Origin of the sequence: Vibrio sp. Vb1127, assembly GCF_033338735.1 — a bacterium.
Taxonomy (GTDB): domain Bacteria; phylum Pseudomonadota; class Gammaproteobacteria; order Enterobacterales; family Vibrionaceae; genus Vibrio; species Vibrio alginolyticus.
Genome location: NZ_JAWOTF010000004.1, coordinates 1 through 24,524, shown reverse-complemented (window position 1 = coordinate 24,524; position 24,524 = coordinate 1). Strand labels below are relative to the sequence as shown.

Here is a 24,524-nt window from a genome sequence, read left to right as displayed (position 1 = left end):
TCAAAATATAGAGTATCGGATTTTTTTGTTGTCCTAAACAACCAGTCGGTCACATTCCATAAAGGACTAGTTAACCAATAAGTGTCTAGATGCTTATTGCGTGTTACATTCGAGCATCGTTCTGGTTATCAAGGAGGAAACGATGAACGTAGCAAAAATGTATGATGATGTGTCGGATCGCTATCAAAAGTTGGTGGATGGCAGTCACTACGTCGGTCCACGTTGGATTTCTGAGAAGTTAAAAACCTTTCCCATCGAGCAAGGCTCGGTTCTCGACCTAGCCTGTGCGACTGGCAGTATCGGCCATGTCGTAAAAAGTCACTATCCAGAACTCGCCATCCATGGCTTAGACATCTCGTCCAAAATGGTTGATAAAGCGCGCCAAACTAGCCTCTATCAAAGTGTCGCGGTTCATAATCTCGATGAGCCATTTTCCCCTTTGTTTGAGCAAACCTTCGACCTTATCACCGCACTTGGTTTTACTGAGTTTCTAGCAAAGCCTCAACAACTTCTGGAGTGCATTTCGCATAAGCTAACTGCGAATGGACGATGTTTTATCAGCTTTCAATACCACGATCCGGATGGACAAGATTTGCCTCGAAATACTTATAGTGGATCGGTCGTGCATAAGGCATATACCGAAAGTGAAGTTGAGCAACTCTGTCAGCCAGCTGGGTTGGAAGTGGTTTCCTTAGAAAATGTGATTGGTTACGTATCTGGTGTTGGTTATGTGTGTCGATACTTGATGCTAGAGCTGAAAAAGTCACACCGCTGAAATAAGTAACAAACAAGGACTGTTTTTGAAAACACAAGATTTAACCGAGTTCGGGTCGGGCATTGAATACGATGCTCAATACGACCAGCATTACCATCAAGAAATTGCTTTCATCACAAGGTTAATCGAAGAAACCAATGCTCGAAGTGTATTGGATGTCTGTTGTGGTTCCGGCATTGTCACGATTCCAGTCTCTGAGCAACTCAACGACGCCATTGGCATTGATATTTCTGAAGGGATGCTCAAACACGCAAAGGACAAAGCCAAAAGCAGGAGTAACTTGCGTTTTCTTCATCTCGACGCAACCCAGTTTTCGTTAGGTAAGAAGTTTGACCTAGCCATAATGACAGGGAATGCATTCCAAGCCTTTTTAAGTGATGAGATGCTAGCAGGTGCACTGAGCTCAATATCAAGACACCTCGAAAAAGGTAAGCGATTTGTTTTCGATACGCGGTTACCAACGCCAGAAAATCTAGAATTGGATAATGAGATGGCACTGTGGCAAACCTATGTTTCTCCAACTTATGGTGAAGTGAATTATTTCGGTATGAAGGTCGAGTATGACTTGCAAACATCCATCATGTATTTGAAGAAAGAGCGCCATTTTGAAGGTGGAATGATTGAGCATTCCAGCATTGATTTAAAATATCGTCCGCTGGAAGACATAGACGTTTTCCTTGAACAAGCGGGATTCAGAATCATAGAGAAGTACCAGTCTTGGTCATCGCAAGCATTTGAGGCGAATGCCAACTCGCTTGTCTGTTTGGCTGAGAAAATATAAATCAATGTTGGGGGATACAATGCAAGGGTTTCGAATTACCACGTCGTTAGATGACATGGATTTAGACGTTATCTACCAGTTCATTTCAAACAGTTATTGGGGAAAGGGCATTCCAAGAGAACGCCTGGAGAAATCATTGCGCCATTCGTTCTGTTTTGCGGTTTTGGATGACGAAAATCAACTCGTTGCTTTTGCTCGGTTAATTACCGATCGTACCACGTTTGCGTACCTAGCCGATGTGTTTGTTGTGGAGGTACACCGTGGTAAAGGCATCAGTAAGTGGTTGATCTCAGAAATTATTGCTCATCCAGAACTACAAGGCTTACGCCGTATGATGCTTGCAACCCGCGATGCTCATGGGTTGTACGAACAGTTTGGGTTCACTCCTATTGCTCCAGTAGAAAACTTCATGCAAATCTGGAAACCGAATGTTTATCAGAGCTAAATCATGATGAGAGTTGAATCTCAACAAGTGGCAATCAGACACCTCAAAACAACAGACGCTGCTCCCCTGTTTGAAAACTATTTAGGCGATGAGCAAGCATGCCGCTTCCTCAATCGCCAAGTCCACCAAAATGTTAATCAAACCCTTGAAGCTATCGAAAGATGGCGTGCTCAATATGATCAAAAGTCTCCCAATCTCTTAGTCTTCGCTATTGAAGAACTCACTTCTCAAACTCCTATTGGTTGTCTGGTGCTGATACCTGAGCAAGACAGCAGTGAAATCCATTTTGGTATTTCTGCTCGCTATCGGGGAAAAGGCTATGCAACCCAAGCCTGCAAACTTGGCGTTGTCTGCCTGCAAAGCTTGGGTATAACGCGCATTCGCACCGCCCCGCATATTGGCAACCACACGAGTATCCGTGTGTTGGAGAAATGCGGCTTTATCAGCCAAGGCATTTTAAAAGCGCATGCAGTTTTTCCTGCTCTAGGACGTGAGGCGCAAGACTGTATGGATATGCAATTGGAGGATATCGAACTGCGCCATTTTGCACATTGTTCAGAATGAAATTGATAGCGGTTGAAACGAGCGGTTACAGAGCATGTTAGTCGCCATCGTAGACAGCGTCTTTGCTGAATGATTCCTCGAGATTTTTTTAGTCTTTGATTGTCAGAGGTGACTGACAAAACCATACCAACTGTGACAACCAAACCTCTATTAAAGCAGGATATTATTCCTTCAACTTTGTGTTTTAGGAGTAGTCATTAGACTACCCAATAATTGTTGGAATAAATAATGACGAAACGTTGGCTTGTCTCCGCTGTGAGCATTGCGCTGCTCGGCGGTGGTACGTATTTCTATCTCCAATCTGCTGCTCAACCAGAATTACTGCCTACATTGATTGTGGAAAAAGGCACGATTGAAAAACAAGCGGTGGCTGTTGGTAAAATTGTCCCTGCACACTCTGTGTCTATCAAGTCACAAATTGACGGTATCGTCGGTGAAATTTACGCGAAAGTTGGTGAAAAGGTGAAGCAAGGCCAGCCGCTGATCAAAGTGCGTCCAAACCCAACACCCCAAGCATTAACGGATGCATCGGCAGAACTCATGCGTAGCGAAGCCGATCTGGAATCCGCCAAACAAAAACTGTCCAACTTAGAAAGCTTGGTCAAGCAGGACATTATTCCAAGTAACTACGACGAATACGTAAGTGCGCGCTCGGCAGTCAAATCTGCGCAAGCGGACGTATTGCAAAAGCGCCAGAATCTCGAACTCATCCGCAGTGGTGAGGCGTCTATCGGTGATGCGCGTTTAACGTCGACGATCTACGCGCCAATTGATGGCACGGTACTCAACCAGAAAGTAGAGGTCGGAGAGCCGATCATCTCGACTCAATCAAGCCAAGCCGCGACTGAAATGATTTCATTGGCCGACATGAACAGTCTGATTTTTAAAGGCAGCGTCAGTGAGCATGATGCTGCGCAGTTGTCTCCGGGAATGCCCGTTATGTTGACGGTTGCGCCTTATCCTGATGTGGCGATTTCTGGTGTGCTAACCAAAGTGGCGATTCAATCTGAGAACCTTAACTCACCAGAGGGCAATGCTTCGGCAAAAAGTTTTGATAACGGTTTTGAGGTTGAAGTGGGAGAACTCAAGATCCCACAAGATGTGTTGCTTCGTTCTGGGTTTTCGTCGACGGCTCAAATCATTCTTAAGAAGTCTGAAAACGTACTCACGCTACCGGAGCGCGCTCTGCAATTTGATGGTGACGCACCGAATGTTCTGATCCCCGATAGCTCAGAACAAGGGTTTCATAAACAACCTGTGAAACTCGGTCTGTCAGATGGCATCAATGTCGAAGTGCTTGACGGCGTGGAGCTTGATGAAGAGGTTATCGACAACAGTATGATGGGAGCGGCGCATGGTTAAGCTGCAACGATCAACAATCGCCTTTGCATTGTTGGCTGCCACGCTCAGTTTGCCGACCTACGCAATTTCTATTGAACAAGCTTGGCAACAAGCAAAGCAGAACGATCCAAATTACGAAAAAGCGAAAATCGGCGTCCAGCTTGGCGAGGTTGGCGTACAGAGTAGCCGCAGTGCGTTATTGCCGGGTTTAAGTGCCAGTGCGTCAGCGGATTGGAATGAGTCCTCAAGCCATTCCAACAGTTACGGCGCTACCTTATCTCAAACTATTTGGGATAGCAGTTTGTGGTCGGAACTGGATCAAGCGAATGCCAATTATCTCAAAGCACAGTTAGAGCTATCTCAATCACATAACGAGCTTGCGCAGAAGTTGCTCACCGCTTACCTAGATGTGGCAAGCGCAAAGGGCGACCTCAAATTGGCGCAGTCCAAGCTGGAGGAGGGGAAGGAACTTCTCAACATCATCGAGAAACGCTATCGAGCAGGCAAAGTGAAGTCGGTTGATGTTGAAGAGATGCGAGCGAATCAAGTTTCTGAGCAAGCAAGTATCCTCAATGCAAAAGCCGATCTCGAAGTGAAAAAAGCAGAGCTTGCGGCGTTAATCAATCAAATGCCGGAGAGTGTCGACCAAATTCGAACGGATTCTTTGATTCAGCCGCCGATGCTGGTGGATTCTCAGGAGCAATGGCTAAAGCTGGCTAAAGACAGCAGTCCAGAGCTGTTGGTGGCGGCGCAGATGGTGAAAGCGAGCGAGTTCGCGAAAGATTCAGCTAAAGGTGGATACTACCCAACCGTCAAAGGCAGTGTGGGCTACAGCGATGGTGACAATCGTTCAAACGGCGAGTTTAACGCTGGGATTAGTTTGAGTTTGCCGATTGACCTCAATGGTGCAGTGCGAGCGAAAGTGGACGAAGCATCGTTGAACATTTTAAGCGCCAAGCAAGATATGCGTAGAGTGGAAATTGATATTCAGAAACGAGTTATTCAGCAGTTTACTCAGGTCGATATCAACTGGAATCAAGTTTTGATAGCGAACGAGCTGGTTGAGTCGCGCGCCAGAGTGTTGCAAAGCAAAGAGAAACTTTACGACGCTGGTCTGCTTGAAGTGTCGGAAGTTATCAGCGCACACAACAGCTTGTTTGAGGCGAAAAACAGTCTGCAAACCAACTTGTACAGCTACTGGCGTAAGAGAATCGGCTTACTGCAAACCGCAGGGAAACTCGATGACGATACCATGGCGTTGATCTCTCGGGCTTTTCATTCATGAGCAGCCTATTGCAACAAACTTGGCAAACGTTGATGGCGCACCGCATGAAGAGCGTTCTAGCCATTATCGCGATTGCTTGGGGCGTGATCTCTGTGGTGGTGTTAATCGCACTTGGCGAAGGCTTTTATCGCCATCAGACTCAGTCGTTTTCATTTATGATCAACAATATGCAAGTGGTGTTTCCGTCGAGTACCAGTAAACCGTGGCAAGGGTTACCTTCAAGGCGACAAATTGATATTCCACAAGAAAAAGTCGACATGATCAAACAGTCAGGCTTTGTGCAACAGGCGTCGAGCGTTTACGCCAAATGGGATGCGAATATCACCAATCTCAAAGGACAGAATTTATCGAGTACGGTCAGCGGTATTGATACGTCTTACTTTCCTTTAATACAACGCAAGCTGCAATTCGGTTCGAGAAACCTGTCACCAAGTGATATGAAAAACCACACTCGCGTGGCAGTGTTAGGCGATCAAATTGCGCAAATGGGCGGAATCCAAATCGGGGATAGGCTCAAAGTCAACGGCATTCCGTTTTTGGTGATTGGGATAACCGTTGGTGAGGACACTGGCATTTCATTCGGCGATAGCCGCACGGTTTTCATTCCTCAAACAACGTACCGCGATTTGTGGGATGCGGAACCTTGGATGGTATTGATGAAGCCGAGAGACGGGATGGATGCACCGTCGTTTCGACAAAATATCGTGAACTTTTTCGCCAAGCAGCTTCATTTTGACCCAAGTGATAAAGATGCGGTCGAATTACCCGATTTTAGTGAAGGTGCGGCGGTCATCAGTGGAATTTTGCGTGGCATTCAGATTTTTCTCGGAGCGAGCGGTGCGATGACCATGGCGGTCGGTGCGCTTGGCGTTGCCAACATCATGTTTTTATCTGTCACGGAGCGCACGCGTGAAATCGGTGTGCGTTTAGCGATCGGGGCGACTCAAAAATCCATACTCAGTCAGTTTATTCTTGAAGGGCTTATTTTGGTAGCCGTGGGCACGGCATTAGGTCTGATGTTTTCGTATGCAGTGGTGTCTGTCCTAAGCAGCATGGCATTACCGGAATGGATTGGTTTGCCTGTGATCACGCCAGATTCCATTGTTTGGTCTTTACTTGTGACGCTTATCTTGGCATTGATGGCGTCGTATTTCCCAGCAAGGCGAGCATCGCGTCTCACGCCAGTCATTGCTTTGAGTGCGAGGGCCTAGTCATGCTGTTACCGATGAGACAAATTTTCCAAGAAATGGCCGCAGAAAAGCTGAGATTGGGTTTGACCATTCTGGCTGTAGCGTGGGCGACCCTCTGTATCGCTGCTATGTTGGCGGTAGGTGAGGGTATTCGTCAGGGCGTATTGAAAACTGCACAAAATGGTAACGGCAACTTGATCTATTTGACCGGAGGGATGGCCACCGTCGACCACGGTGCTTTTCACCAAGGTAAATTTCTGACATTAAAAATGGACGATTCAGAGATCGTTCGAGCGTTACCCGATGTAAAAAGCGTTGCGCCAACTGCGAAGTGGAAAGAGCGCATCACCGTTGGTGACAGAAGCTCGTGGCAAGAGCCGTTAGCGGTCACGAGCGAGTTTCAATCCATGACCAATTTGGTGCCGATGGCGGGGGGACGATGGTTAAATCCACTCGATCAAAAAGAGACGCGCAAAGTCGTTGTACTGGGTTATGAACTGGCAGCCGACTTATTCAACCCGAATGAGGACTTTAGTTGGTTTGCGACAGTCACATTGCAAGTCAACCCTGTGGGGCAAAAGGTAAAAATCGGCAATGAGGAGTTCACCGTTGTGGGCGTATTGGAGAAAAACAGCGCCCAAATAGAACTGGGGGATCTTATCAACTATTCCAGCTTTGTGCCGTTAGCGACGTGGAAGCGATTTCATGTCAACGGTGAAATTGGTGGCATCAATGTGCAACCACAAGCGGATGTAGACCGAGAAGCCTTAGCAAAGACGATCAGGCAAGTGATTGCCCGTAAGCACGGGGCAAGTGTCAGTGATGAACAGGTCGTCCAAGTCGATGATATGTTCCTTAAGCAAAAGAGTATGCAGCAGTTTCTGATAGGTTTGCAGAGTTTTCTTGGCATTATCGGCTTCGTGACGTTAGCTGTTGCTGGCGTTGGCATCGCCAATGTGATGTATGCCACCGTAAAGCGATCTACGCGTGATATCGGCGTGCGCATGGCAGTCGGTGCAACCCCAACGGCCATTCGCATGCACTATTTAGTGCAGTCTTTATTGACAATGATGATGGGGGGCGCGCTTGGATTAGCCGTGACGTACGCGCTGGTGTCTGCCATCAGTTCCATTCCTTTAGAGGGCAATGCCTTTTATGAACAACTGGGTAAACCTGTCCCTGAGTTGTCGTGGATCGTTGTCGCGATTGTCATCCTCACCTTAGTGATAATTGGTGTGGCATCTGCATGGTTACCTGCAAACCGAGCCGCAAAAGTCAGCCCATTGGAGGCGCTACAAAGTGAATAACAACAATAACTCTGGAGAGAACATGTCGAACAAGCCGCTTGTTGAGCTGACCAACATCTGCAAATACTACTCAAGCGGGGAGGCGGAAGTTCGCGCGCTAGACGGCGTTGACTTAACCATTAATCAAGGCGAGTTTCTTTCGATTCTTGGCCCGTCCGGTTCGGGTAAATCAACGTTGATGAACATGCTCGGTTGTTTAGATAAGCCCACCGATGGCGAGTACCAACTTGGCGGCCAAAACGTCGCAAGTTTAAGTGCGAATGAGCTGGCTGGCATTCGTAACCAAAAGATCGGATTTGTCTTCCAAAGCTTTAACTTATTGGAATACGCGACGGCGCTTGATAACGTGGCACTGCCGTTGGTTTACTCTGGTATCAAAGCCAAAGAACGTCGCCAGCGCGCAGCTAAATTGCTAGAGCAAGTCGGGCTAGGGGATCGTTTAGACCATAAACCAAACCAGCTTTCTGGTGGTCAAAAGCAGAGAGTTGCGATTGCAAGAGCCTTGGTCAACGATCCGCAAATCATCTTAGCGGATGAACCAACGGGTGCATTGGATTCAAAATCTGGTGCTGAGATCGAAGCTCTGTTCAACCAACTCCACGCCGAAGGTAGAACCTTAATCATCGTGACGCACGATAACGCTCTGGCAGAGCGCACTAAACGCATCATCACCATCAAAGACGGCAAGGTAATTTCGGATAGGGTGCCGGTAAGTAGGGAGAAATGAGCTTTTCTTAATTGAGAACTGAGTTTTAAGGGAAATAGCGATACAGAGGCTATCTCCCTTTACTTTTTATTCGCGATGTTCGTTTTGTCTCTCTTTTATCAAGTCATGCTTTTGTTCTTTAAGTAGAGTGATTGCGAGCTTAGTGTCCTCAATCAATTTACTGTTATCGTTGAGATCTTTGCTCTTCAAAGGCAAAACTAGATAATGAATGCTGCCATCTGCATTCTGTACTCCGGTAGCGATGATGACATCACCTTCAGACGCCGTACCAAAATACTCTGATACGACTTTGGTTTCGCTGACACCGTAGCTATCCAAATAGGATGACTCCGTATTGTCAAACAAGATAGGAACCCCTTGCTTAGCTAATGTTCGCAATTGTTTTTGCTTTTGCTCGTCGAATGGATAGTCGGTCGTACTGATGTAACTTACCTGTTCAGCTTCAATAAAATAGTACAGTTCATTGCTCAGGTCATTTAATGGGGCAGATATCCAAGGTGTAGCTGGAATGACGTCGGAAGTATCATCATTGCGACTTTGTGGTGTTGGAGCGGTAACCACCTTTTGAGCAGCATTGCTCTCAGGAGGCGTTACACTTATTGTAGCAGCGTCTTCTGTCTTGATTTGCTCGTCAAGGCTTGCAACAGGTTCGGTCTGGGCATTCTTGTTATTTGAATTAATCAGAAATATGGCGAGTACTGCACCAAGTGCTAGCGCCGATCCAGTCAAGAGTTTTTTGTTACTTGTCATGTGTCATGTCTTACCGTTTATTTCATTAGTAAATACGGCGGCCACTTATTTATTCCGTGGCCGCAGGCTAATAAGTTAGTGGTAGAGATCGTCATTCCAAGAGATAGTTACGGCTCGGCTAGTCTCTGTCCATTGACTGCTATCACGATTTTTCTTCCAGGTATTTTCTGGAGTGGTATACCAGCTACACCAGTCGCGACCAAAGTAGTAATTGGTTTTTCGCCAACCAGCAACCAGCTTGACCTCTGATGTATCTAGGCCATCTTGAATGTCATTTTTTCTATATACGACGCCGACTTGTGGTTTAAAGTCTGAACGCATAACGACAGGTAACTCATTGTAATCAATCAAATTACCCATGTCACAACTGGTCCAACGATACAATAACCAGTCTTTAGCTGGCGTATTATGGCGGATAGTCTTGTTTTCAATTAACCAATTAATGCTTTCGTTAGCTTGGTTAAAATCGGCAACCGTTTGAAACTCTGGCTGGTCGTACGTTACACGGTTGCTCCAGGAGATTCCCCCACTAATATTTGGAGAAGTAGAAGCACTGAATCCAAGGTTAAAATCTAGCGACTCACTGACAGATGCCGTTGCAATGGTGTTTTCTGGAGCATGGCTCATGTGGCGTAAAGGGGCGCCATTTAAATAGCTCAGTGCCAGCTTAAAAGCCGTTGGAACGGTGTAACGGTAATCTCCCCCAGTGGCAAAACCATAGATTTGTTCTTTGTTTGGAACATTAGTCATGTCGAAGCCAGAACCGCCATTTAGGATCAACTTGGCTTCTTTAGCGCCATTTGGTAGCAAAGATTGGTTCCAGACATTTTCTAAAGAATAAATTAAGCGGATTTTTTTCGAGCGTGCATCACCATCATCAAGCTGAAGCAACGTCGAAGTGTAAGATTTCAATGTATCTTCAGCATGTGCTGGTGCTAAAGAACCAAGTAAAGCGAGTGCGATAATACTCGCAGAAAGATGCTGTTTTTCCATTATTTTTTCCTATTAGTCAGCCCATAAAGACTTTTGTTTTAAACCATCTTGATGGGCACTTTATAATTATGGACAGGTTATAAATTCAAGCTCAATAAATGAGCGGTGAAATAGTGCATCTTGTTTTTTATTAAAAAAAGAAAAAGGATAGATTCGTGGGATTAATGTCTCATAGTTTTTAAATTCACCACTCAACTATAATAAATAAGAATTTGGTTATTAAGTCTTGTCTTTTTAAGTTATTGCTTAATTTTAATTTTCTAATGTTGTGTTGAGATTTTCTATTGATAAAAGTGAATTTTATAAATGTTAGCCATGTTATTTTTAGGGTTTTTTTTATACCAAATTAAGTAAAGTATCGTTATGTGGTTATCTCGGGTTTATGGGTTTAATTCAAATTAAAACAGTGATTTATGTTTTTTGTTATTATTTTTTAGAGCTTAATGTAATAGTTTAGTGATAAAGTCCGTCAATGAAGTTGCCATGTTCGTGTATGAAGTTATATGTGCTTTTACAGCAGGAAATTAAACTTTACGTTTAAGATGGTAAAGATAGAAAAAGAAATAAATAAGATTATTAAATAATCATGTTTCGAGAATATAAAATGTAACGTACTTCTAATTAAACGAATGCTTGAATAAACGATGGAGTGTGAAAAGTGCTATTTAAGTTACGCTGTCCTATATTCCAGTTGGTGCCTTGTTCATACAATGCGTTTTCTCGGCTTAAACTGGTTTATGTACTGCTAATCTCTTATCCGTTTCTTAATTACACATATTGGCAATATGCTCGCCAAGTTACGTGTATTGGTGTCAATGAAAAACAGTATCTACGATAGCTCTCTCAGGGTTGGAACTGCCACTATGAATTTCCTTCATGTTCAATGTGAAACAATACCAATATTACTCAACTCGTGAAGCAAGTATAAAAAAGGACTGCTCTGGTGTTAGGCACTGCGACGGTCGTTTTTTGTACGAACCGTTCGTCGTAAGTGCTGTGCAACCTAACGATTGGGAAAACCAAAAAACAAAAAATGTCCCCATGCACAGAGTTAGGAAAAGTCTGCTTTATCTAAGGAAATAGGATACCAACTCACGATGAATAACGATTTCACATTTGCTATCAAAAGCATTCGCTTTGATGAGAATTACCAACCATCAGACAACACGCGAATCACTACCAACTTTGCTAATCTGGCTCGCGGAAACCACCGCCGAGAGAATCTGCGCAATGCGCTCCGAATGATCGATAATCGTTTTAATGCGTTGGCATATTGGGATAACGCGCAAGGTGACCGCTACTCAGTTGAACTTGAAATCATCTCTGTTGATATGGATATCCAAGGTAGTGGAGAAGCATTCCCATCGATTGAAGTGCTCAAAACTAACATTGTTGATCACAACACTAACGAGCGCATCGAAGGCATTGTGGGCAATAACTTCTCTTCATACGTTCGTGATTACGACTTTAGCGTTTTGCTGTTGGACCACAACAAAAACCAGCCACAGTTCAGCATCCCAGCGAACTTCGGTGATTTGCATGGCAAACTGTTCAAAGCTTTCGTTAATTCTGAGTCTTATAAACAGCATTTCAAAAAGCTGCCAGTGATTTGTCTGAGCGTATCGGACAACAAGGTATACCGACGCACCGAAAATCAACATCCTGTTTTGGGCTTTGAATATCAGCCGAACGAATCTTCGTTGACGGAGCAGTACTTCAAGAAGATGGGCTTACAGGTGCGCTACTTTATGCCGCCAAACAGCGTTGCACCGTTGGCATTCTACTTCTTCGGTGACTTGTTGAACGATTATTCAAACCTAGAGCTTATCAGTACGATTAGCACGATGGAGACATTCCAGAAGATTTACCGACCTGAGATTTACAATGCCAACGCGGTTGCCGGTAATTGCTACCAGCCAAACCTAAAAAACCTAGACCACTCGCTAACTCAAATCGTTTACGACCGAGAAGAGCGCAGCCAACTGGCAATTGAACAAGGGAAATTTGCCGAGGAGCATTTCATCAAACCTTATCAATCTGTGCTTGAACAATGGTCTGCAAACTACGCGTAATCGACAACGAGAATCTAGAAAGGAATGACGATGAAAACACTATTACCGACTTCAACGGCTGGCAGCTTGCCGAAACCTTCTTGGCTAGCGGAACCAGAAAAACTTTGGTCACCGTGGAAACTGCAAGGTGAAGAACTGATTGATGGCAAACGCGATGCGTTACGTGTCGCTTTGCAAGAACAAGAACTGGCAGGCGTTGATATCGTCAGTGATGGCGAGCAAACTCGCCAACATTTTGTGACGACCTTTATTGAGCATTTAAGCGGCGTAGATTTTGAAAACCGCAAAACGGTGACCATTCGCAACCGTTATGAAGCAAGTGTTCCGACTGTGGTTGGCCCAGTAAGCCGCACAAAGCCCGTGTTTGTTGAAGATGCCAAGTTCTTGCGTCAGCAAACTAAGCAACCTATCAAGTGGGCGCTGCCAGGCCCTATGACGATGATCGACACACTTTATGATGATCATTACGGTAGCCGTGAAAAGCTGGCTTGGGAATTTGCAAAGATCCTCAACCAAGAAGCGAAAGAGCTTGAAGCGGCAGGTGTCGATATCATTCAATTCGATGAACCTGCGTTCAATGTGTTCTTTGATGATGTGAACGAGTGGGGCATTGCATGTTTAGAGCGTGCGATTGAAGGGCTGAAATGTGAAACGGCGGTGCATATCTGCTATGGCTACGGCATCAAAGCGAACACAGATTGGAAGCAAACGCTAGGCACTGAATGGCGACAATATGAAGAAGTATTCCCTAAATTGCAGCAGTCAAATATCGATATTATCTCGCTTGAGTGTCATAACTCACGAGTGCCTATTGAGTTACTTGAGTTGATTCGCGGTAAGAAGGTGATGGTTGGTGCGATTGACGTCGCTACCAACGAAATTGAAACGCCACAAGAAGTAGCGAACACATTGCGAGAGGCGTTGAAGTACGTTGATGCCGACAAGCTTTACCCATGTACCAACTGTGGTATGGCACCTTTGTCTCGTGAAGTATCGACCGCTAAGCTCAATGCGTTAAGTGCGGGTGCGGAGATCATTCGTAAAGAGTTGGTGGGTTGATATTAATACTTAGGCTCCGCACCATGAACTAAAATTAGGGTCAATCTAGCGAGTTTAAACGAGACTAGGAATCTGATTACAGCTCGCTAGGAAATGACGATAACTTTCGCACTTCAAAGCACTCGGTGGGTAGCTCCTGAATCACCTCGTCCCTCGTTGTTCAGGGTGACGGATGTTGGAAGATACATTGCTCGCCACAACCCTAGGTATTGGTTCTGCTCCAAGAGAGGGTCATTCCAGCGAGTCTAGACGAGACTAGGAATCTGATTACAACTCGCTGGGAAATAGCGATAGTCTACGAACCTCAAAGCACTCGGTGGGTAGCTCCTGAATCACCTCGTCCCTCGCTGTTCAGGATGATGGATGTTGGAAGATACATCGCTCGCCACAAAACCGATATTTGAGCAGCTCCAAGATAGGGTCATTCCAGCGAGTCTAGACGAGACTAGGAATCTGATTACAGCTCGCTAGGAAATGACGATAACTTTCGCACTTCAAAGCACTCGGTGGGTAGCTCCTGAATCACCTCGTCCCTCGTTGTTCAGGATGACGGATGTTGGAAGATATATTGCTCGCCACAACCCTAGTTATTAGAGCAGTTTCAAGATAGCGTCATTCCAGCGAGTTTAAACGAGACTAGGAATCTGATAACAGCTCGCTGGTAAATGACGATAACTTTCGCACTTCAAAGCACGTGATTAGTAGATTCTGAATCACTTCGTCCCTCGCTGTTCAGGATGACGGATGTTGGAAGATATATTGCTCGCCACAACCCTAGGTATTAGAGCAGTTTCAAGATAGGGTCATTCCAGCGAGTTTAGACGAGACTAGGAATCTACTAACAACTCACTGGAAAATGGCGATAACCTTAGAACTTCAAAGCACTCGGTGGGTAGCTCCTGAATCACGCTCGTCCCTCGCTGTTCAGGATGATGGATGTTGGAAGATACATCGCTCGCCACAAAACCGATATGTGAGCAGCTCCAAGATAGGGTCATTCCAGCGAGTTTAAGTGAGACTAGGAATCGGGTTACAGCTCGCTAGGAAATGACGATAACCTTAGAACTTCACAGCACTCGGTGAGTCGATCCTGAACCACGCTCGTTCCTCGATGTTTAGGGTGACCGTTTTAAATAAAAATGCCGCTCACAGTAAAGTGAGCGACATACATTTCCCGTTTCCAGCCTCTGCCAAGGCTTAATTCAACTCCACGTTCTTCATCTCAGGATGCTTTAGCAATATCACACGAATCCAGTGATGCACCACCCACATCACCATCGCGGTGAGCAGAACAGCAACGAAAATCGAGCTGAAACGGTACAAGATCGAAAAGAACGCGTCTTTTTGTTCTGGCACCAATGAGGTCGTCAGCGGAACCGATAGGGCAGACATGGCAGAAAACGCGATAGCCGCTTTAATTTGCCCCTTGGTGAGCCACAAGCAGAATGGCCCCATCGCAATGGTAAAGGCGAGCCAAAAGAGTAGCCCATGCCCATACCAACTGCCCAATATGAGCTGAACAGCCATCCCTGCGATGCAGCCTAGTGCGGTGCCGATGATGCGAATTTTTGCCATGGCGAGCGAGCCCGCTAAAGTCATTGGGGTTAGGATGATCAAAATGGAAGCTTGTGCGGACAGCGAGTCATATAAGTCCGCTACTTGGAATACGATAAATGCCACCATCGCCACTACCCAACCCATAGCAACTTGGCTGATGTAGTCAATATCGCTTTTTACTGGGGTCGACATCTCAATGTGCTCGGCGGGGGACTTTGGCTCAGGGAACAACCAATACGCGAATGCGCAAACAAAAATATTGCTGAACGCCATCACCCACATGTTGACGTTGAACTCTTCAATATCCATGAAGTTATAGCTGGCAAAATTCAACACAATTGAACCCACCAACAGCCCCATGTAACCAAACAAATAGGTTTTCTGGTTCATCATTGCAATGCACTTGAACAGCATCATGATTCCGACGGCAACGGTCATTAATGTTGGATGAAACTGCAAGTATTCCAGCAAAAATGTGGCTTGTATGGTTGTCCACACCGCAGAGAAAAACACGATCAATAAAGCCGAAATATTAAAGTTGTCCATTCTGCCCAATATAAACAGCGGCATCATGATGGCAAAAAATCCGTAAGACCAACCGAAGATCATGCTTAGCGCTAGCCCTAAAGAGCAGCCGAACCAAATTCGTAAGGTTTTCATTGTCGCCGCCTAGTAAATGAAGTGGAACCAGCTTGCGAGGTGAATCTGTGCTTGCGCCATCAACTGCCAGAAAATGCTGTTGTCTGGGTACAAAACAATGGTAGCGCGAGAGCCGACAAACAGTGCTGGTGGTAACTCTTCGCTGCTGGTTAGGTTCACTCGTGTACGCTGCGCATCACGTACCCAGCGGTTGTTCACTTCCACTTTGGTTAGTGCGCCATTAGGCGTTTGTTGTGCGGCTGCTACACCGTAATCGCGGCTAGCTAAATCAAAGTCGTACACCGAACCTGGGTTGGCATCAAATGTGACCAAGGCGTGGAAAGTCTTGTCTATGTTCGCGACGGATTTTTCACGAAAATCAGCGGCTACCCAGAGTGATCCTGTTGGTACAAATGTCAGCAATGGCATGTTGGTGTTTGCCATCGTGCCAACTTCTAGTTGCAGGTTGGTCACGACACCATCACTGGGAGCGAGTACCGCGGTATTTGCCAAATCAAGTTGCGCCTTTTCGATGCCGTTTTTGGCAATTCGAACGGCGGTGCTTTGACCTTTTTGATCGCCTAATTGCGCCTCAATGACTTTTAAGTTTTGTCGTTCCGCTTTAAGCGCTGCACGTGATACCTGATTTTGGGCAAAGGCATTATCGAGTGTCGATTGAGAGATGACTTTCTGCTTCGATAACGTCAGTAAGCGGTTGTATTCGCGGTGTGCATTATCAAATGTCGCTTGTGCGCGGGCAATATTGGCAAGAGCGGCTTCGCGTTGAGAATACAGCGTTGCTTCTTTTTCATAAGCGGATTGCAGAGACAGCTCCGCCTGTTCAAGTGCTATCTTGTATTTACGATCATCAATCGTAAACAACACATCGCCTTTTTGAACGGACTGGTTATTCTCGATGAGAACGTCGGTCACTTTACCAGATACCTCGGGTGCGACTTGGACAACGTATCCTTGCACTCGTCCTTCGGTCGTTAAGGGGGCGTGGCGGTCAGCAATGATAATGTACAAAAATAGTACGATGAACAGGACAATCAAAGTTCGCATCCAGTGTTTGAATTTTTGGTCAGCCGTCATTACAAGTTCCGTTAAACATATTGGATAGCGGATTATAGAGAAGTCACTCACAATTCAGTAGAATGATAATACGAACATAAATGACCTAAAAATAGGACAATGAACGTTAATTTTGATGATATTTACCTATTCACTCAGACGGTGGTTCACGGCGGTATAAGTGCAGCGGCAGAGGCGAATCAACTACAACGCTCAAAAGTGAGTCGTCGCCTGCAAGAATTAGAGAAATCGCTCGGGGTACAGCTTTTGATCCGCACAACACGCAGCATTGAGTTGACGGAGCACGGGAAACGCTTGTTTGAGTTGGTGGGGCAGCCTATTGACCATATTCAGCAAGGTTTAAATGCCATGCATGAATATCAACAAGAGCTGACGGGCAAGGTGCGTTTAGCCATTCCTTCCGCATTGATGAGCTCTGCCGCGTTTAACGCGATCATCACCGAGTACACAACGCGGTATCCGGAGATTTCGGTCGAGATTGAAAACCATCAAGAGAGTGTCGATCTCAAGCGTCAATCGTTTGATTTGCAGCTTCTTCCGAGCGTAGTCAAAGTCACCGATGACAGCTATGTGCAGTTCAGTCTTTTGCCTTATCGTAGTCACTTTGTTGCGTCAAAAGCCTATCTAGAATCGCATCCGCCAGTAAAAATGGTTGAAGATCTTAAGCAACATCGCCTTTTAACTAATCGTTACAATGCCGATTTGCTCGATTCAGATTTGCATGTCGCGTTGCGTTCGGATGACCTCAACTTGCTGCGCTCGATGGCGATAGCAGGAAACGGCATCGCGTTTATTCCTCAAATTCACTCCAAGCCTGCACTGAGAGACGGTTTGTTGGTCGAGGTGCTGCCTCAATTCGCGCATCCGAAGCAGCATCTTACTCTGATTTATCCCTCGGCCTTATTTCTGCCCAATAAAGTCAAAGCCTTGATTGAGCTAATTCGAGAGAAATTTAAATAGTCAGTTCAAACCACTCTTAACTAAGAGCAAATGTGTGAGCGAAGATCATCTTTCTAGGTTTTAGTGCTCTAATATGAAAGGATTCTGATACATTAACTGTTGCTCAACTTGTTGAGTATGGTTTGTGGTCGCACAAGATAGGAGGTGGAAATGTTATCGAAAGGAAACACGGGCCTGATTGTGGTAGATGTTCAGGGCAAACTCGCTACATTAATGCATGAAAGCGACTCACTGATTGAAAATATCACGAAACTGGTAAAGGGTGCCAAAGCACTAAATTTGCCTATTCTGTGGCTAGAACAGAATCCAGAAAGGTTGGGCCCAACCGCGGAGCCGATTCGTGAAGTGCTTGAAAGCACGCATTTACCTATTACCAAGTACACGTTTGATGGCTGCAAAGAGGCGACGTTTAACGTCGCGGTGGAGAACGTAAAAGTGGATACCTGGTTGGTTTGCGGTATTGAGTCCCACATTTGCGTCTATCAAACCGCGGTTTCTCTGCGTCAGTCCGGTTATCGCGTTGAATTAGTCACGGATTGTGTATCTTCCCGAACCGCTGCCAATAAGGCGCTCGCTCTTGCGAAGTTAACCGCTAACGGTGTGGTGCTCACTGGGCTAGAAATGTGTTTGTATGAAATGGTCGAAGATTGCCGAGCACCTGAATTCAAAGAAATTCTGGCGCTCATCAAATAGTGTAATCATTGTAATCAGCAACAACTTTATTTGAACACGCTATTCAAATTCTCGTTGATACCTTGGCAACATCGACTCGTTGCCAAGTAACCCGCCTTGGTGAATGTAAATCACCGTTTTATCAGTGTTCTCTTCCAACCAAGGGGTGAGGCATTGCCACATATACGGGTCGTATAACAGGTCAAATTCGAGGTCGGTTTGCTCAAAGAGCGCTTTCCATGTGATGTAATCTTCTTCGTACAAGCGACCAAAATGGTGTTTGTTGCGCACGGTTAAAATGGTTGGGTGGCTGTTTTCACCGAGCTGGTTGAACTGCTCAGTTAAGTAATCTGCATTGCCTACGCAAGGGCAAGTTAGCATTTCTATGCCGTGTGGGCTTAAATGTTTATGAAGATATAAAGCGGTCGTGCCAGTGCCTGATGGCAGGGCGACGGTAAACTGTTCTTTACCTCTCAATCGCGTCCAATCAAGAATTTCTCGTGCTAACTGTTTGATGCCAGCTTCAGCGAGGTGGGAACGTCCACCCTCAGGAATAAGCAATGTCGACTCATCTAATCTTCGTACCTGGTGGATGTATTCACTAGGGTGGAGTTCGCTACCGATGTCTTGCATGGCAGTGATTTTCATACCCAAATCGAGAGCGCCGCGATAGTTTCCGATGGGGGAGCTTTTTAGCCAAGATGGAATGTGATGAACATAAAACTCAAATGCCCAACCTTTAATCTGGGCGAGAGCCGCTAGCGAGTACATGGCATTAGATTGAGCGGAGCCAAAGCTTATTAACGTGGTGATGTCGGGATTTTGCTCTTCCATTAACGTCATAAACTTACGTGCTTTGTTCCCAGAAAAGTGGGAGTGGAGCATGTCGTCACGTTTAAGGAAAAATTTGTGCCCATTAAAGCTATGTTGGGTGATAGGACTTTCTGAGAGTTTCATGTCGATGCTGACGGAATAAACCGTGTCACCTTTGCCATTTAAAAAGGGCGCGTAGTGTAACGCCATTAAACCCAGATAAAAAGTCTGTGTTTCAGTACAACCATTTCGGTTATTCCTGATGCTCTGACGTAAGGTCAATCACCGCCTCACAACCACCTTCTGGATGTGTACCAATCTTAAATTGCCAGCCATAACGCTGGCATAAATCATCCACAATCATCAAACCCAATCCGTGCCCATCAGAATGTGGAATGGTCGAAAAGCCTTCGCCTTCATCACGTACCGAGATGGTGTTTTCCCCGATGCTGATATGAATTGATCCCGATGGTGTCGCGGCGATGCCGTTGCGAATCAGGTTGCCAAGAATAATGGTCAACACAGCATTGGTAGCGCGCGTTTTTGGGTTTCCGTCGATCTGTACATCAAAGCTGAGTGCTTTCTCATCCGCCTGAGCTTGGCTTTGGAAGATGATTTGGATGAGTTCTTCTTCGGTGATGCTGCGCACTGGTGAATCATCTGCATTACGCTCGTAACGCACTAAGCCGAGTAGGGCATCCACCATAGTCGACATCTGCTGCGTTGCATCTTGAATTCGGTTCACCTGGCGGGTCTGGAAATCCGTGTTCGCACTTCTTGCCAGTAAACTGCTTGAGCCTTTCATTACGGTTAACGGTGTACGCAGTTCATGGCTTGCGTATCGTGCAAAGGCTTGCTCACGCTTGATGACTTGGTTGATTTTGTGGCGATACTCATTCAACTCATCCGCGAGGGTTTGGAACTCTTTGGCCGAGCCCTCTGGCACGCTAAAAGTTTGCGTAGCATCGCCTTGATGATGGTCGAGTTGAGTTTTAAGCGCATTGACGGGTTCAATCAAGCGTTGTGATAAGCGCAGCAGGAGGCTACCAAACAGGAACACCAGCACGGCGACAATGGACAGCACCATAGCGACGACGAGAATGAATTCCTCTGAGGTGATCTCGATTTCATCAATCAAGGAAACCAGAATAACGGGATGTTCAACGCCTTTGTAGGTGTAAGTGCTCATGTAAACCATGCGCGAGTATTCACCGTCTTCTACTTCATCAAGAAAGTGCTTTTGACCAATCAGGTATTTTTGATAGCGCTCGGCAACCAATGAGATGTCGTTGTATGCAGTGGTGAGCAGGTCAAGCTGAATACTGCCTTGCTCTGGGTGGGACTGGAAATGTTCAATTGCTTCTTTTTTGTCGACCATAATACGACGCTCGCCCACGCGGTCTTCAGACCAAAGCAGGGAGCCGGTAATCAACAAAAAGCAGAAGATGCCAATCACGACCGACACAAAAGAGAAAAACAGAGCGAGTCGCCCTGTCATACTTTGTGTGCTTTGCGTGCTAGCAAGTAAGCGATTGATCATGCACCTGTCTCCAAGCGGAAGCCAACTTTCGGCACGGTGATAAGCACATGTTGTTCAAATGGCTTATCAAGTTGGTTGCGAAGTTGGTAAATGTGGCTGCGCAGAACGTCGTTGTTCGGCTCGTTCTCTTGCCAAAGTTGGAAGGCAATTTCTTCGCGTGTCACTACGTCTGGCGCGCTTTTCACAAGCATTTCCAGAATGGTGTAAGTGGTAGGGTTTAGCGCCAACAGTTTATCTTGGCGATAAGCTTTACGCGTTTTTGGGTCGATAGACACTTCACCGTATTCCAATTTGCTCGATGTGACAGTGCCACGGTAACGGCGGATCAGTGCCATCATGCGCGCTTCAAGAATATCCAGATCGAAAGGTTTGGTCAGATAGTCATCCGCACCGTGTTGGAAGCCTTTGAGCATATCGTCACGGCTATCGAGCGCCGTCAGCATAAGTACCGGTGTGTTGTTGCCCGCGTCGCGAAGTTTATTACACATGGTCAGGCCATCCATGCGTGGCAGCATGAGGTCGAGCAAGATGATGTCGAAGGTGTTTTCCATCGCCAGTTTCAGGCCGAGCTCGCCGTTGTCTGCATAATCGAGTTCCATACCTGCACACTCAAAATAATCGAACAGCATGCCTGCGATTTCTCGATTATCTTCGACTAAAAGTACGCGTTTCATGTATTTCTCTCCAAGTGGGCGGGTTTTCGAAAATAAGACTTCGTCTTAACCGAACATTATTCACTAAGAACGTGAAAAAGATGTCAACAACATCTCTTTCACATTGATGTTTGTAGACTGGATTCATTCATCGGATTTAGTGGAAGAGTAGCATGTCAACCTTCAACATTCACGCTGCAACCTTTTCAAAGGTGAGCCAACACACTGAGCCTAAAACAGTTTTGTCTGTTGTGGTGCCATTCTTTAACGAGCAAGAAGTCTTGTCTGAATTTCATCGTCGTTTAGCCGCCGTTTTGGATGAAATGCCAGAACGCTGCGAAATCGTCTATGTGGACGACGGCAGCAAAGACGACAGCCTAATGATCGCGCAAAACTTTTCTCAATCTTCTAGCGACGTTCGTTGTATTGCACTAAGCCGTAACTTCGGCAAAGAGTCCGCCATGAGTGCGGGGCTGGAACACTGTCAAGGTGAAGCGGTGATCGTGATTGATGCTGACTTGCAAGACCCGCCGGAGTTGATCCCGCAAATGGTATCAAAATGGCGTGAAGGGTATGACGTAGTGAACATGCAGCGCAGTGAACGCCACGGTGAAACTTGGTTCAAACGCTTCTCGGCCGCTTGCTTTTACAAAGTGCTTAATAGCATGGCGAAATTGGATGTGCCGGAGAACGTGGGCGATTTCCGTCTACTGAGCGCAAAAGTGGTTAAACACATCAATGCGTTGCCAGAGCGTAACCGATACATGAAAGGCATTTTCTCTTGGCCGGGTTTCAAGCAAGTGACGGTTCAATTTGAGCGTGACGCTCGTTTCTGTGGTGAAACCAAATGGAACTACCTCAAGCTGATTGGCCTTGCAATGGACGGCATCACCTCGTTTTCCATTCGTCCTTTGCGTTTAGCGACACTTGCCGGTGCATTGGTGGCGTTCAGTGCCTTTATCTATGGCGCATTCATAGTGATGAAAACTGTTGTGTTTGGTGAGCCTGTCACTGGCTACCCATCCATGATGGTCGTCCAACTTGCCTTGGGCGGTGTGCAACTGCTGTCGATTGGCCTTTTGGGCGAATACATTGGCCGCATTTTTGTCGAGACCAAGCAACGTCCTCTTTATCTTGTTCAGTCTGTTTACGAGCAGCCTGCAAAACATCAATCCATCCAAACCATGAAGTTTAAATTGGGAGAAACCGCGTAATCATGAGTATTAATAAAACCCATCTGTGGTTGTTGTTGGCGTTTGCTCTTTTACTCCGTCTTATTTCACTTGCCGCTTACCCTTTGATGGACACCACGGAAGCCCGCTACGGCGAAATGGCGCGCTTAATGGTGGAAACCGGCAATTGGCTTACCCCACAGTTTGATTACGGCGTGCCTTTCTGGGGGAAGCCCCCCCTGTTCACTTGGATGAGTGCTTACGGCATTGAGCTGTTTGGATTGAATGAATTTGCAGTGCGCGCGCCTCATTGGTTAGCGGGTGTTGCGACGATTGTTTTTGTTGCTTTCATGGCGCATCGCGCTGGCTTTAATGCAGTCATCGCAGCGTTGGTACTGGCGACGTGTGGCATCTTTTCAATTGCGGCGGGTGCGGTGATGACAGACATGGCACTGACGTTGGCAATGACGATGGCGATGGTTGGTTTTTACTATTGCTGGCTCGGCAAAGACAAACACAGCCGACTGTGGGGTTACCTCGGTTTCTTTGGCTTGGCTTGCGGGCTGTTAGCGAAAGGTCCAGTGGCGATCGTGATCATGGGCATCGCAGTATTTCCTTGGCTCGTGATTCAGCATGGTTTCTTTGGTGCCTTCAAAGCCTTGTGGCAGCGTTTTCCAATTGTATCGGGGTTGGCGCTCATGCTGGCGATTGCTCTACCTTGGTACATAATGGCTGAAATGGCGACGCCTGGATTTATTGATTACTTCATTGTTGGCGAGCACTTTAAGCGTTTTGTTGTCAGCGGTTGGGAAGGGGACCTTTATGGCTCTGCTCATGATCAACCACGTGGGATGATCTGGGTATTCTGGCTGCAATCGGCTGCGCCTTGGTCAATCGTATTGCCTATTTTGGCATGGAAACGTCGTAAGGTACTCAAAGCCATTGAAACCGATCATCAAGGTTTATTTAGCTTCCTGATGTGTTGGCTGATTTCTCCAATGATCTTGTTCACCATGGCTGGGAATATTTTGCCTGCTTACGTGCTACCGGGTGTGCCTGCATTAGGTATCTTGATTGCGATGCTGGTGGATAAACACGATTTCAAATGGCTGACCGGAACGGCAGCGGTGTTGCCAGCCCTGCTTATGATTGCGATGTTGGTTTTGAATATGGGCAAAGCAGATAGTCGCAGCGACCGCATCATCTTCGCGCAAATTAATGACAACGCTCCGGTCTTTTATATTGGTAAGCGCCCGTTCTCAGGCCAGTTCTATAGTCATGGTCAGGCGAAAAAGCTTGAAGACAAGAATGACTTAAACAATCTGAAGAAATTCCACCTGATTGGTAAATCGCAGCAAGTGGATAGCATGATTCATGAAAATGCGTTGAGTTGTACCAATGAGTTCACAGCAAAATCGAAACGCTCACTCTACACTTGTGTGGTTGGGTAACGGAATGCGCAAATTAACAAAGTTTGCTTCGTTAGAAAGGTTTGCTTCGTTAACAAGGTTTGCTCTGGTAGGTGGTGTCGGCTTTATGGTCGACACCCTTATCTTTTCTGTGTTGTTCCATTGGTTTGGTCTGGAGCTGATGCTGGCTCGTGGGATAGCATTTTTGTTTGCAGCAACCACGACTTGGCTTGGCAATCGCTGGCTGACTTTCTCTCAAGCAGAAAAAACCAACCCTTTCGCTCAATGGCAAAAATTTATGGCGAGTGCCTGTATCAGTGCTTTGCCGAACTTTATTGTGTTCAAAGGCGTAACGCTCGCGCTTGGAACGCAAGGAGTGATGGTCTATTTGGCTTTGATCTTAGGCATATTGGCAGGCATGGTGAGTAACTATTTACTCAGTGCAAAATGGGTGTTTAGTAGAGGATAGAAAGGTTCGGGCTTACTCTCCTATCCTCGAGTTAAAAATTCGTTATTTGAACCAATTTTTCTTTTTGTACATCAGAGTAAACCTAAAGCTTTTCATGGGGGATGTAAAAAGGTAAATAAGCCAAGGTTTATACCTTGGCTGCCGTTAGTTCAGATTTTGATTGTTCGATTTCAGATTCCGTTTGCCACTTGCCGTTGTAAAGGTATTCACGCTCAGGAAGTGGGGCATTTGACGCCCTTAAATCAAATACCTCTTC

At 46.1% G+C, this 24,524-nt stretch carries 23 protein-coding genes; 16 read left to right on the top strand and 7 right to left on the bottom strand.

Annotation, left to right across the window (positions count from 1 at the left end; all coding sequences use genetic code 11):
- Positions 1–142: 142 nt before the first annotated feature.
- The 9 genes from R7H07_RS08010 (at position 143) to R7H07_RS07970 (ending at position 8,415) form a co-directional block, all read left to right on the top strand.
- A complete protein-coding gene (locus R7H07_RS08010; RefSeq protein WP_206959672.1) occupies positions 143–775 on the top strand; it encodes a class I SAM-dependent DNA methyltransferase in 633 nt (210 codons plus the stop codon).
- Positions 776–800: 25 nt separating this feature from the next.
- Positions 801–1,556 (top strand): class I SAM-dependent methyltransferase, encoded by a 756-nt coding sequence (locus R7H07_RS08005; RefSeq protein ID WP_042523062.1) that lies wholly within the window; start codon positions 801–803, stop codon positions 1,554–1,556.
- Positions 1,557–1,575: 19 nt separating this feature from the next.
- Complete coding sequence (locus R7H07_RS08000) at positions 1,576–2,001, top strand: GNAT family N-acetyltransferase (protein ID WP_042523060.1); 426 nt, start codon at positions 1,576–1,578, stop codon at positions 1,999–2,001.
- A 3-nt stretch (positions 2,002–2,004) separates the two neighbouring features.
- The gene (locus tag R7H07_RS07995) at positions 2,005–2,565 is read left to right on the top strand and encodes a GNAT family N-acetyltransferase (RefSeq protein ID WP_080773719.1); all 561 of its coding nucleotides are present in this window, start codon (positions 2,005–2,007) and stop codon (positions 2,563–2,565) included.
- Positions 2,566–2,793: 228 nt separating this feature from the next.
- Entirely contained in the window at positions 2,794–3,927 is a 1,134-nt protein-coding gene (locus R7H07_RS07990) for an efflux RND transporter periplasmic adaptor subunit (RefSeq protein WP_186584819.1), read from the top strand.
- Entirely contained in the window at positions 3,920–5,191 is a 1,272-nt protein-coding gene (locus R7H07_RS07985; RefSeq protein ID WP_042523056.1) for a TolC family protein, read from the top strand. Before R7H07_RS07990 ends, R7H07_RS07985 begins: the two co-directional genes overlap by 8 nt.
- Complete coding sequence (locus R7H07_RS07980; RefSeq protein WP_206959673.1) at positions 5,188–6,402, top strand: ABC transporter permease; 1,215 nt, start codon at positions 5,188–5,190, stop codon at positions 6,400–6,402. The genes R7H07_RS07985 and R7H07_RS07980 overlap by 4 nt, the downstream gene beginning before the upstream one ends.
- 2 nt (positions 6,403–6,404) lie before the next feature.
- Positions 6,405–7,688, top strand: coding sequence for an ABC transporter permease (locus R7H07_RS07975; protein WP_042523052.1), 1,284 nt, complete (start codon positions 6,405–6,407; stop codon positions 7,686–7,688).
- Positions 7,689–7,710: 22 nt separating this feature from the next.
- On the top strand, positions 7,711–8,415 hold the full coding sequence (locus R7H07_RS07970) for an ABC transporter ATP-binding protein (protein WP_130545155.1): 705 nt from the start codon (positions 7,711–7,713) through the stop codon (positions 8,413–8,415).
- A 66-nt stretch (positions 8,416–8,481) separates the two neighbouring features.
- Here R7H07_RS07970 and R7H07_RS07965 read toward each other — a convergent pair whose 3' ends face one another.
- Positions 8,482–9,165, bottom strand: coding sequence for a topoisomerase I (locus tag R7H07_RS07965; protein WP_206959674.1), 684 nt, complete (start codon positions 9,163–9,165; stop codon positions 8,482–8,484).
- Between the two features lie 75 nt (positions 9,166–9,240).
- Positions 9,241–10,158, bottom strand: a complete 918-nt coding sequence (locus tag R7H07_RS07960; protein ID WP_005376731.1) for a leukocidin family pore-forming toxin — start codon at positions 10,156–10,158, stop codon at positions 9,241–9,243.
- A gap of 1,097 nt (positions 10,159–11,255) precedes the next feature.
- Between R7H07_RS07960 and R7H07_RS07955 the strand changes: the two genes are divergently transcribed.
- Positions 11,256–12,230, top strand: coding sequence for a DUF1852 domain-containing protein (locus R7H07_RS07955; RefSeq protein ID WP_065274688.1), 975 nt, complete (start codon positions 11,256–11,258; stop codon positions 12,228–12,230).
- Between the two features lie 30 nt (positions 12,231–12,260).
- Positions 12,261–13,289 carry a methionine synthase gene (locus tag R7H07_RS07950; protein WP_047103352.1) on the top strand — a complete coding sequence of 343 codons (1,029 nt, stop codon included), beginning with the start codon at positions 12,261–12,263 and terminating at the stop codon, positions 13,287–13,289.
- Positions 13,290–14,486: 1,197 nt separating this feature from the next.
- Here the strand turns inward: R7H07_RS07950 and R7H07_RS07945 are convergent.
- Both R7H07_RS07945 and R7H07_RS07940 read right to left on the bottom strand, forming a co-directional pair.
- Positions 14,487–15,506, bottom strand: a complete 1,020-nt coding sequence (locus R7H07_RS07945) for a DUF2955 domain-containing protein (RefSeq protein ID WP_053349644.1) — start codon at positions 15,504–15,506, stop codon at positions 14,487–14,489.
- A 9-nt stretch (positions 15,507–15,515) separates the two neighbouring features.
- The gene (locus tag R7H07_RS07940) at positions 15,516–16,580 is read right to left on the bottom strand and encodes an HlyD family secretion protein (protein ID WP_053349645.1); all 1,065 of its coding nucleotides are present in this window, start codon (positions 16,578–16,580) and stop codon (positions 15,516–15,518) included.
- Between the two features lie 99 nt (positions 16,581–16,679).
- On the opposite strand from R7H07_RS07940, the gene R7H07_RS07935 reads away from it, so the two are divergent.
- Both R7H07_RS07935 and R7H07_RS07930 read left to right on the top strand, forming a co-directional pair.
- Positions 16,680–17,540, top strand: coding sequence for a LysR family transcriptional regulator (locus R7H07_RS07935; RefSeq protein WP_054577055.1), 861 nt, complete (start codon positions 16,680–16,682; stop codon positions 17,538–17,540).
- A 150-nt stretch (positions 17,541–17,690) separates the two neighbouring features.
- Positions 17,691–18,233, top strand: coding sequence for an isochorismatase family protein (locus tag R7H07_RS07930; protein ID WP_054577054.1), 543 nt, complete (start codon positions 17,691–17,693; stop codon positions 18,231–18,233).
- A 39-nt stretch (positions 18,234–18,272) separates the two neighbouring features.
- Here the strand turns inward: R7H07_RS07930 and R7H07_RS07925 are convergent, their stop codons facing one another.
- The 3 genes from R7H07_RS07925 to R7H07_RS07915 all read right to left on the bottom strand — a co-directional run bounded on the left by R7H07_RS07925 (position 18,273) and on the right by R7H07_RS07915 (position 21,239).
- Positions 18,273–19,169 (bottom strand): 1-aminocyclopropane-1-carboxylate deaminase/D-cysteine desulfhydrase, encoded by an 897-nt coding sequence (locus R7H07_RS07925; RefSeq protein WP_206959675.1) that lies wholly within the window; start codon positions 19,167–19,169, stop codon positions 18,273–18,275.
- Positions 19,170–19,278: 109 nt separating this feature from the next.
- The gene (locus R7H07_RS07920; RefSeq protein ID WP_017820496.1) at positions 19,279–20,565 is read right to left on the bottom strand and encodes a sensor histidine kinase; all 1,287 of its coding nucleotides are present in this window, start codon (positions 20,563–20,565) and stop codon (positions 19,279–19,281) included.
- Complete coding sequence (locus tag R7H07_RS07915) at positions 20,562–21,239, bottom strand: response regulator transcription factor (RefSeq protein WP_065274687.1); 678 nt, start codon at positions 21,237–21,239, stop codon at positions 20,562–20,564. The genes R7H07_RS07920 and R7H07_RS07915 overlap by 4 nt, the downstream gene beginning before the upstream one ends.
- A gap of 152 nt (positions 21,240–21,391) precedes the next feature.
- Here R7H07_RS07915 and R7H07_RS07910 point away from each other — a divergent pair, with 152 nt between their 5' ends.
- From R7H07_RS07910 to R7H07_RS07900, 3 genes are read left to right on the top strand one after another with little or no spacing between them, the layout of a single operon-like run.
- Positions 21,392–22,432, top strand: a complete 1,041-nt coding sequence (locus R7H07_RS07910; protein ID WP_082240157.1) for a glycosyltransferase family 2 protein — start codon at positions 21,392–21,394, stop codon at positions 22,430–22,432.
- 2 nt (positions 22,433–22,434) lie between these two features.
- Positions 22,435–23,841 carry an ArnT family glycosyltransferase gene (locus tag R7H07_RS07905; RefSeq protein ID WP_045412049.1) on the top strand — a complete coding sequence of 469 codons (1,407 nt, stop codon included), beginning with the start codon at positions 22,435–22,437 and terminating at the stop codon, positions 23,839–23,841.
- A gap of 4 nt (positions 23,842–23,845) precedes the next feature.
- Positions 23,846–24,268 (top strand): GtrA family protein, encoded by a 423-nt coding sequence (locus tag R7H07_RS07900; RefSeq protein WP_065274686.1) that lies wholly within the window; start codon positions 23,846–23,848, stop codon positions 24,266–24,268.
- Positions 24,269–24,524 lie beyond the last annotated feature (256 nt).